Genomic DNA, 6,651 nt, shown 5'->3' on the forward strand with positions numbered 1-6,651 from the left:
CTATTGCTTGATTATCTTAGCTACAGTTTCCACATGCATTGTATGTGCTTTGTAGACAGACTATATATTAAATTATGATGTAGCTATTATTTATCTCTGTTTTTTAATTTTTAAAATTAAGTTTACCAGACTCTTATTACTCTTTTTATATGCTATCTATCTTTCATTTTACTCTTGAATACTTCTACATAAAAGTGTCTTTAAGTTTTTGTTTACCAACTCTTCACTATTTAAGCCTAATACCTCACTTAACTTCTTATATATTAAATGTAAATTTTCAGGTTCAGATACTTTATTTCCTACTTTCGTAAATGGACCATCTGACTCCACTAAAATTCTATCTAATGGTATACTTTGAATTATTTCTAATCCCTTTTTTGTTTTCATCATTGAACTATTTACTGAAACGTAATATCCCTCTTTAATTATCTTTTCTAATGTAGCTAAACTTCCTGTATACCAATGAAAAACAGCATATTTAATATTATTTTTAACCAATATACTAAGAACATCTTCTTCTGCACTTCTTGAATGAATTGACATTATTTTATCTTTACCTGCTACTACTGAACAAATATATTCAAATATTTCCTTTTGCTTATTTTTTGAACCTATATACTCCCTTGAATAATCTAAACCTACTTCTCCAATGTATTTTGTAGTATCTAAATATTTATTAAATATTCTTTTATTAAATTTTTCACTTCCTGCTAATTGAGGATTAAATCCTAAAGCAAATTTAATATATTTTGTCACCTTGAAAATACTTGTATTAGCTTCATATAGTTCTGGCATATTAGTCATACATAATGTATAAATCAATTTTTCATTAATGTATTTATATTTATTTCTATAGTCTTCATAGTAATCTAAGTGGAAATGAAAATCTATTAAATTAGTCATTTCTATTTTCTCCTATATTTATACCTAAATATTCTATTAGTCCTAATTGATTTTTATCCTCTTCTATTATCATGTTTTTTATTTCTTCCATACTTACTCTATAAACTCTATTATATTGTCTTATTTCTTCTAACCCTAATTTACCTGTCTTAATTAACATCCTATTAATATAATTATCATCATCTATATGATTTATATATCTATTTAGACTGTACATCACAGCTTTTAAGTCTTTTGCTTTTCCCTCAATTGAGTTATTATTTTCAATAAACGTCTTGCTTAATTTGTTATAAGGATTATATTCATCTTTTAAATAATTTACTTTATTCATAGAAGCTTTTCTTATTAAACAGGGATAACAATAACCACAATTCATCGGTGTTTGTAATTTATCATATCTTGAATGGCAAGGATGTGAACAAGATATTGTTTTATACGCAGTTTTATCAAATACATCTAAGTTAGAAACTTCTTCAACTATTTCACCTTTAGATTTTAGTGCATATGGATTTAAAATTTTATTCTTTATTCCTATATCATTCAAAATTTCATTAAATTTATTAATAAAGTATGGATGAGTAGTTCTCGTACTACAACTTCCTATCCTACTATCCGTTAATGGAACATTTATACCAATAAATCCATTTTCGGGTATATATACTGGTACATCTCCTATTATTGAAGCAACAGCTAAAGCTCCTGCTAAAAATAAAAATGACCTACTTCTGCTTGTTATTTCTGCTCCTAAGCTATTTTTTTCTCCATTTTCATTTAATGGAATACTTGGATTTGTATTAAATAGCAATAATTCTTTATTTACATCAGGGAATGCCTCATTTATATTTTTAAAAATTTCATTTTGCCTACCACCAAGCATCTTATATTCTTTAAATCCAATAAAACATGTTCTTTGATTTTCATTTAATAATTTTAGTGCTCCACAGAATGAATCTAATCCACCTGAAAATAAACTTACACAATCAAAGTTTTCTTTTTCTATTAACTTATATCTTTTATTAACTTTATTTCCTCTGTATTTTTCTTTACTTTCCCTAAAGCTTATTTCCCACTTATCTCCACTTAAAAAGCTCAACATATCTTCTAATCTTTGTTTCACATTATTCCAACTATCAATTTCTATAACCGGTAAATACAATTTAATTTGTCTTGTCCAATTATCATCAAAATCTTTTCTTGGAACTTTTTTATCAATAGCAAAAACACTCATAGCCAAAATAATCAAATCTTCATTTATATCTGATAACGCACTCACCCCAAACCTTCTCCATAAGTCTTCTATATGCGTTTTTATATTAGATTTATTATTTTTATTCATAAGGCTAAAAATCAATACTTCATCACTTATACTATCCAATGTATCTTCTTCAACTTTATTAATCCAAATCTTCATTAATATTCCTCCATTAGTATAAATATTTCAAATGCTTCATCGCATATTTTGCTCATGAAATCTTTACCTGTTCTACTCATCCAGTTAATATTTGCTAATTCTGCAATTGAATATTTATTTTCTAATGTTATTCTTATATTATTTTTAATTTCACCTATTGCTTTATTAGTTTTATTAATACTTCCACACAATCCTTGAATTTTCTCAAAGAAGTTTGATATAAAACTCTTTTGTACGTATGTTATTAAAAATTTTTGAAGTAAATCTTTATCCGATATAATACTATGTTCATCAAATATATCTACCTCTGTTAATATTTCTGACACACAATCTCTCACTACACTATCCTCTACACTTTCTGTTTCAGGTGAAAAATACTCTATTAATCCCATAAATATTTCATTATTATCTTTACCTATTAAATTTTTTAATCCAATTTCTTCTAATGTATTATTTAAACCGTTCTTATTTAATAATCCAATGAAATTCATCATCTTAGAACCAGTTGATGCTATTTTTCTATTACTTTGTTTAGTACCTTCTGTACTACGTCGTGCTTCTGAATATTTCTTTAAGCATTTTCCTATTGATTCATTATCAAAATCATTTTTTGCCATATTAGTTACAGCAGATTTAGCATCTTTCCATAGATAACCTTTCGGTGGAATATATCCTTTTGATGTTCCCATAACTTTTCCCCCTTACTTTCCCGTATTCTTCATCATATCAAATACCTTTTGATGTTTTGATTCAAATATTTTTTGTGATTTTAGATAATTTAATAACTCATCGATTCTTTTAGTATCTATTACATATAACCCTACTAATAAATTTATATTTGTACTTTTCATATCATCTGTTGTTAGATTTTTAAATTCTTTTATTATTAACTCTCTATATGAATCGAAATTTTTATATACATTAACTATATCTTCAAATAAGCTATGATTTTGCCTAAATTTATTTATTAGTGCCTTTATAATTCTTTCTCGTGTTTCTTCTGTGTTATCTTTTAATTGTTCCACCAATTTTTTTCTAACCATTTTATCTTCAGCTTCACAAATCTCATTAAGTATTTTTCTTTCATCAAATGACAGCTTATTTTTTACAAAACTAACTTCATTAATTGATTCTCTTGATAAATAAAAATATTCTCTTAAATCTTCTTCATATATATTATGTGGCTCTACTGATATCCAATTTTTAAGCTTATCCGTATTCCATTCACTATATCGTGTTTCTGCTAAATCCTTTCCTTCTTTTATTAATTCATATATTTCTTTTAACTCCTCTGATTTTCCATTATTAGCTGATTGCCATACATATAGGTCATTAAATAAATCCTTGTTTATTTCTTCAAGCACCATTAATTTTGCAAGTATAGATAAGTTTAGTTCAAGTCCTTGTATTTCAGCCATACGTTTTCGTATATAATATGTATTTAAAAATCTTTTTGCCTGTCTTGGGTTTCCTTTTAAACTTGTCGATACTACATCTGCTATATTCTCAAATATAATTAAATGATTTTTAAATTCATCAAGTTCATTATTTGTATTTAAAAATTGATTAATATCATCATTTCCCTTTTTACTTAATACATCTAATATATCATTTGAATTGATTATTCCACCTTTTAATATTAATCCTCTTCCAAATAACTCTTCCATTAATTCATTTGCTACTTCTGGCTTTAAAAACATTTCACATATTAAAAATAACATATAGTTTTTTATATCCGTTTCTGATAGTTCTGGCAATCTAATTGGCAATTGGATTATCTTTTCTATATAGTCATTTGATACGTCTAATTTATCCTCATCAGTAAGTCTTGGATACTTCTTTTTCACTGCATAAGTAACAACTCTTTCATCTATCGCAACTATAAATGTAGTCCTTTTAACTGATAAAAATAATTTTATAGCTTCTAATGTATCCAGTATTCTATCAGGATTACATCTATCTAAATCATCAATCATAACAATTAAATTTTTTATTCCTGCTTCTTCAAGTTGTTTTTCAAACTCTTCTCTAAATACCCTTACATTATCTATAATATTATCAGCAACGTCTTCATTTAAATGTTCTTCTTTAAATTTCTTCATCTCATCTTCTAATTTTTGAATATCATCTTTATTTTCAAATGTTTTCTTAATTTTAGAAAACATACCATCAATTGGTAACATAGGTATTCCAGTTGTTAAGCTTAGCGCTAATGGTATACCATTTTTAGCTACAGTTCCTGCTACTCTAAACCAATTAACCCTTTTAATTAACGATTTAAATCCATCTTTGAATTTATCATCAATGCCCTTATTTTCTTCTATAGCCTTTAGCAAACTTCCCATTATAGCTGTTTTTGCATCATCATAGCCTTCAAACATCCATGCATTTAACGATATTACAATTACTCCATCTTTAATAGCTTCTTTATTTTTAATCTTCTCTTCTATTAATCCTAATAATGTTGACTTTCCACTTCCCCATGTACCAAAAAGACCTATTGTTAATGGATTCATCCTTTCATTGTTAGATATCTCATATATAAGTTCTGCATACGGTTTATACGCTAACATATCTATTTTCGATGCATTATCTGCCCACATAAATTCCCCTCCATTATGCATAAATTTACTTTATTTTCTATTATACACCATACTAATCTTAAATGTTGTAATATAGGCTACTCTGCCTTGATATTTTATTTAAGCTATATTAGCTATTATTGTGAGAAATATAATATAAAAATAACTGCATCTCAGTAATTTAATCACTTTAAATTCCAAGATACAGTTATTTATTAAATTTGATATAAATTAGTTCATAGTATATTAAAATTTTTCATCAAGCTCAATCTATAAATTGGAATTTTATGAACTCTGAATCAAGAATATACAATCCAATTTATTGACCATTTTTCATCAACATATGGTATATCCGTAATCAACAACTCATTATCTATTTTTTGTCCTAAAAAATGACCAATAAAATACTCACAAAATTTATTATGATAAAAAGCACTCCAACAATATTTTTCTAAAATCCTTGTATCTTCACTATATGTATTAATCATTTCAATAATTATTTCTTTGTGCATTTGTATTTTTTTAAAATTAACAGATTTATTTTCCCACTCAATAGTTTCAAAAAGATAATTTACAAAGTAAATCTCATCCTCAGCTTTAAGTAATTGAGGAATGGTTGGATTTCCATGTATTTCATATTTTCTATTATATGGAAAAGGCACTAACTCAGCTTTATTATATATCATTCGTTCAACCATTTCTTTTAATTCATCACTAAGTATTATTCGTGGATATATTGCTTTTTGAGATTCTAAGTCATGAGAAAATATCAGTGCATCACCATATACTATTTTGGAATCCATATATAAGTGCCCACAACTCCATCCTCCTCTAACAAAAAACTTATTTAACATCATTTCCAATTGATAAAAGATTACTTGGTTTATTATAGAATTAAAATAATTCTCATATATTTCAGATAGAATATCCCCAGATGCATAACCACCATATTCATTTATTTCATCTTCTGGACACCATGAAGATAATTCAGTAATTCTTTTAAGTGGAACACCTATAACAATATTGTCCGTAAAAACTTTCATACTATATTCTTCATTATTTTCAAACTTAGACATTGCCATTTTTAATGCCTTTAAAAGACTTAATAAATGTTCTTGTCCCCGATTATCTTTACAATTTTGCAATACTTCCTTGCTAAACCCTAATAAATCCAAAAAAATGCAATATGACTTCTCCATATTTTCATTTTTATATGCCTTTTGCATAATAGCATCTCCTTCATCTTTAAATTACTACAAATTCTTATTTATCTATAATACTATACAATCAACCTTTATTTCACAATATAACAATTATGCACTTTGATTATAGCACAATCACAAAGAAAGCTAATAGAGCCTTTATTTAAAATAAAAACAAGTAGATTTCCTACTTGTTTTTATAAAATCATCACTCTATTTCTAATTTTTATTTAAGCTCTCTTTATTTTGACTTGTTATAAAGTGATAAACCTATTAACTTATATTTTTCATTATCGATAACTATACCTTTGAGTAATAAAGCTTCTACAACCTCATATACTTCTATACATTATCTTATAGTGAAAATATATATTCTTTAAATAAATTATAATCATCAATAATTTATATAACCTCTTCAGTCCTATTTACATTAAGTGACTTTTTTAAGAAGTTATCCATTTTCTCATAATCTTCTGGGTAATTTAATTTCTTTATATTGCTAAGCTCTCTATTATATATACAGATAGCATAAGAACTGTCTCTTATACACACT

General features: G+C 26.0%; 5 protein-coding genes. All 5 read right to left on the reverse strand.

Annotation, left to right across the window (positions count from 1 at the left end; genetic code table 11):
* Positions 1-168: 168 nt before the first annotated feature.
* The 5 genes from KGF52_RS12740 to KGF52_RS12760 all read right to left on the reverse strand — a co-directional run bounded on the left by KGF52_RS12740 (position 169) and on the right by KGF52_RS12760 (position 6,122).
* Positions 169-903, reverse strand: a complete 735-nt coding sequence (locus KGF52_RS12740; protein ID WP_227840435.1) for a TatD family hydrolase — start codon at positions 901-903, stop codon at positions 169-171.
* Entirely contained in the window at positions 896-2,314 is a 1,419-nt protein-coding gene (gene qatC / locus KGF52_RS12745) for a Qat anti-phage system QueC-like protein QatC (RefSeq protein WP_227840436.1), read from the reverse strand. The genes KGF52_RS12740 and qatC overlap by 8 nt, the downstream gene beginning before the upstream one ends.
* Positions 2,314-3,003: a hypothetical protein gene (locus KGF52_RS12750; protein WP_227840437.1), complete on the reverse strand. Its 690-nt coding sequence runs from the start codon at positions 3,001-3,003 to the stop codon at positions 2,314-2,316. The genes qatC and KGF52_RS12750 overlap by 1 nt, the downstream gene beginning before the upstream one ends.
* A gap of 12 nt (positions 3,004-3,015) precedes the next feature.
* On the reverse strand, positions 3,016-4,917 hold the full coding sequence (locus KGF52_RS12755) for a P-loop NTPase fold protein (RefSeq protein WP_227840438.1): 1,902 nt from the start codon (positions 4,915-4,917) through the stop codon (positions 3,016-3,018).
* Between the two features lie 278 nt (positions 4,918-5,195).
* Complete coding sequence (locus tag KGF52_RS12760; protein WP_227840439.1) at positions 5,196-6,122, reverse strand: hypothetical protein; 927 nt, start codon at positions 6,120-6,122, stop codon at positions 5,196-5,198.
* Positions 6,123-6,651: the final 529 nt, after the last annotated feature.

The sequence above is a fragment of the Clostridioides sp. ZZV15-6597 genome (assembly GCF_020657815.1).
GTDB lineage: Bacteria > Bacillota > Clostridia > Peptostreptococcales > Peptostreptococcaceae > Clostridioides.